At 35.7% G+C, this 3,779-nt stretch carries 3 protein-coding genes; 2 read left to right on the top strand and 1 reads right to left on the bottom strand.

The genetic code is table 11. The features are described from left to right. Positions 1 to 334 precede the first annotated feature (334 nt). Both RB298_RS02695 and RB298_RS02690 read left to right on the top strand, forming a co-directional pair. The gene (locus RB298_RS02695) at positions 335 to 697 is read left to right on the top strand and encodes a hypothetical protein (protein WP_486045632.1); all 363 of its coding nucleotides are present in this window, start codon (positions 335 to 337) and stop codon (positions 695 to 697) included. 45 nt (positions 698 to 742) lie between these two features. Next, the gene (locus RB298_RS02690; protein WP_486045630.1) at positions 743 to 3,532 is read left to right on the top strand and encodes a hypothetical protein; all 2,790 of its coding nucleotides are present in this window, start codon (positions 743 to 745) and stop codon (positions 3,530 to 3,532) included. Positions 3,533 to 3,634: 102 nt separating this feature from the next. Here the strand turns inward: RB298_RS02690 and sinI are convergent, their stop codons facing one another. Beyond that, entirely contained in the window at positions 3,635 to 3,760 is a 126-nt protein-coding gene (gene sinI, locus RB298_RS02685) for a DNA-binding anti-repressor SinI (protein ID WP_486045628.1), read from the bottom strand. Positions 3,761 to 3,779 lie beyond the last annotated feature (19 nt).

Below are 3,779 nucleotides of genomic sequence, written 5' to 3'. Positions count from 1 at the left end.
GGCGAAACAGTGCGGATTTACGCAGATTTATACGTTTGATCAACGCAAGCCAAAAGGAGTTCGTATTTAAAAAAGAGAACTAAAAAAAGAATGCTCACGGGAGGTAATTCTTCTAAGCGAGCATGCTTTTTAGTATGTCCATTTTAGGAATAGAATCCATTTAAATATATAAATATCATTTTTGGTAAAATTTTAACCGTAAATAGGTCTTATGATATATAATAGTATAGTTTGAATAATAAACAATAAGGAGGAATGTCCTTTTTATTAAGGAATATTTGTAATTCATAACAACTAAGAAGTTAGGGACATCAGGAAAAGGAGTTAGTTATAGTTGAGTAGAAGATTAGGAATTTTAATTGCAGCAATTATCATCATAGGAGCAGGAAGTTATTTTTGGTATCATAAGTCTGCGGCCACAGCGACCAATCAAACCACAAGTGAGGAAACAAAACTAGCTAGTGAAAAAATAGATAATTCCTCTCAAAATACCCCTACGTATCTAGATACAGACGTAAACAAAGAATGGGTTATCTCTTTTGATGAAAGTTTAGATCTTAAGACGATAAATTCTAAAAACATTGAAGTATTTGATAAAAACCACAAAGTAGTTCCAGTTCATTTAGAATTAAAGAATCAAGGACAGTCTATTTCTATTCAACCACCAAAAGGAGGATATAGAAAAGGAGAACAATAGACAGTTCAAATGAGCAAAGCACTTAGGTATAAGGATGGGGAGAAAGTGAAGAATTCGTTTACTTTCTCATTTGTTACAAAAAGAGAAGAAGTAAAAGACGTAGTGTATAATCCTAACATTCACAAATTGAAGGCTAGTGACGTACTTAAGGCAAGTACAAATACACTATTGTTAAAAAAGACAGCGACAACTAGTACTCTTAAAAAGGATGATATTTTAACCGTTCCTCATGAAAAAGACGTTATTAAAGAAGTAGCTGTAAAAGTAAAAAGTGTTGGAGAACAAGATGGAAAAGTTTTATTGGAAGTGACGCAGCCCAAGTTTGAAGAATTATTTGACAGCGTGGATCTCTACCAAACTTATACACTAGCAAGTAAAGATTTAATCGTTAAGCCAGTAAAAGGTGTTACATATGAAAAGTTACAAGCGCAGGCTGCAGATACTCAAATAGCTTCTAGCAATACAAAAGAATCACACGGAGAGTTTCAAGTAGAGGATGTTTTTGACGCAGAGTTAAAAGAGGAAAATGGTGAATTATCATTTGCTGTAAACAAATTAAAAGTGTCTAAGTATTTTTCTATACGCGGACATGTGAATCTCAAAGACCCTGAGGTAATAACCGACATCCGGAAAAACAAAAGAGACGATAAATTCTCCCGTTACAATATGGAAATTAAGACTGCTGAAGAAGTGCAGCTAAGTATGGTTGCTGAAAAGAATTTTGAAAATACAATCAGTTCTGAAAAGTTGAAAAAAGCACTGGAAAAGACGCGAGACAAAACAATTGCGACTGTTTATTATCCGACCCCTGTTCCTGGACTATATGTAACGGGCGATATTCAAATTGGGGGAATGTTATTTGGGAATGAAATAAAGAAAACGAATACTAAAAAGATAGATATAAATGATAAGACGACTGTAAAGGCTGAAGTGTATGGAAGTGCTGATAGCATTCAACATGCAGGTGTTATTAAGACGAGTAAAGGCTATAAACCTTACATAAATTCAACAGGAAATGTTTCTTACGGATTTAAAGGACGGGGGCACATTGAAGCTGAAGTTGAGCCGGAAATTGGAGCTGGAGTGAGTGCTCTAGGTGTTTTAGGAGTAGGTGTAGAAACAGGAGTAGGCATCAAGTCACAGGTAGAAGCAATTGGAGAAGTAAATTTTGATGGAGATGATTATGATCCTGTAAAAAAAGTAGATATCAATGCCTGTGCCAAAGTTTCGTACTATCCATTCGCCTCAGTTGGTGTAGAGGTAGGAATGATGAAAGATATAGTTATTTATAACCCTGAATTGGAGGTTCCTTTAACAGAAGAAAAAGAAATTAGTACATGTCAACAATTAAAAAAAATTGAGGCTTTCCCAAAAGAAATCGTAGCAAAACCAGGTGATACAATCGACATGAAATATATGCCTGCAACTTATTACGATATAGAGACATCACATGAGGTTCAAGAAAATTTATTGAAGGATAAAGAAGCCATATCTTCAATGAAAATAACGACCGAAAATAAAAAAGTTGCAAATGTCTTTTTTACAAAAAGTAAAAAGGGTGACCGGCCGACTTTCAAAATAAAGATACCTAAACATCCAGAAGGTAACACCACAGTTGTTACTGTAATGGTACTCAAAGGTAGTAAGCACCTTCAAGTGAAAATTCCAGTTGCTATTAAAGAAGCAAATACGGTGATTCACAAAAGTAAAAACAGTGAACAGGAAACAGAACAAGAAGCTAAGCATGTAAGTAAAGGGCAATCAGAAGTAGCTCCTCCAATAACAGGTAAAGATGTCACAAATATTTATCGCCAAACAGTAGGCGTACTTGGCGATTTACAGCTGGAACATCAATGGGACACCGCTGTTAGTCCGCTTTCTACAAAAGAAGTAGCAATGATACAACAAAAGCTGGAGCCATATGCGACAGAAAAGTTTATTAAGCAGCAGTTAACTCCTGCTTTTAACTTTTTCTTTAGCAGTGCAGATTCTATAGGCATTCCGGATAACCTATATGACAATATAAGGTTAAAAGTTTTAAGTCAAAGCTCGAAGCGTATAAAAGTTCAAACCATTATGTTAAGCAATGATACAACTAATCGCGGAGGTTATTTAACGTTCACTGCAGTTGTGGAAAATGGCAAATGGAAGCTTGATGGTTATACAGTGATAGATGCTGACAGAAAACCATTAAATTTAACGTGGAATGAAATTGTGAAAATTAACAAATCTCCTTCCTATGAATCTAGCAGTGGCTACCGTATAAAGAGAATAGGCGAAGCTACTCGAGAGTGGGGAGAGGGAGAAACAAAGAAAGTCATGATGTATGAAGTATTAAATCCGGAAAGTGAAAGTGAACGCTATAAAGAAATTTACTTAGATGATGGCTTTATAACTTTTACATCACCAGAAGATCAACCCTCTCCAGATAACAAACCTTTAAATGATGAGATAAGTGAAGCAAATACTGAAGACACAGAAGAAAAACAAGCTACTAAACAAAAAGAGTCTGAACCACGTACTGGCTGGAACGGTACATTTTCGAATGCAACAAACACACAATCTATAACCATTACCAATGCTTCTGATGAAGGGTTTGATTTTGCACTAAGAGCTTATTATCAACAAAATACCGGAGACATCGAAGGGAAAGCTCATTTTATGAGTGAAGGTAAAGCAAGCTATGATGATTCTGGAGATGAATTTAGCGTAGGGTGTCAAGTACAATTTCAGAAGCAAAGTGACAGCACAGTGGTTGTTGATAGCAATGCAGCCTGTAACCAGTTAGGTGGTTTGAATGTAAGCTTCGGTCATGAAGAATTGAATAAGAAATAAAAAACTGAAATAAATAGAGAACTTTGAAAAGATCAGAAAACACCCCTTTGCTGGTTCTGTAGTAAAGGACCGGCAAAGGGGTGTTCATTTTAGCGTGCTTTTTTATTTAGTTCCATTAAACTCCGATAAAAATCTCCGGACTTCTTCGATAGTCAGCCCCCGCATGCGAGCTGATTCCATAAGACTTACCCACTCTTGATCGATTAACAGTACATGTTCTTTTTTCATTACGATTCATCCACCCTTT

It is taken from the genome of Priestia sp. BR_2, assembly GCF_041954005.1.
Lineage (GTDB): Bacteria > Bacillota > Bacilli > Paenibacillales > Paenibacillaceae > Paenibacillus_AQ > Paenibacillus_AQ lautus_A.
The sequence above is the reverse complement of the archived record's forward strand: the minus strand, read 5'-3'. Positions and strand labels throughout refer to the sequence as shown.

What these genes read in the sequence shown, in the direction of transcription:
- sinI (WP_486045628.1), bottom strand. Translation starts at nt 3,760, where the DNA reads ATGAAAAAAGAACATGTACTGTTAATCGATCAAGAGTGGGTAAGTCTT.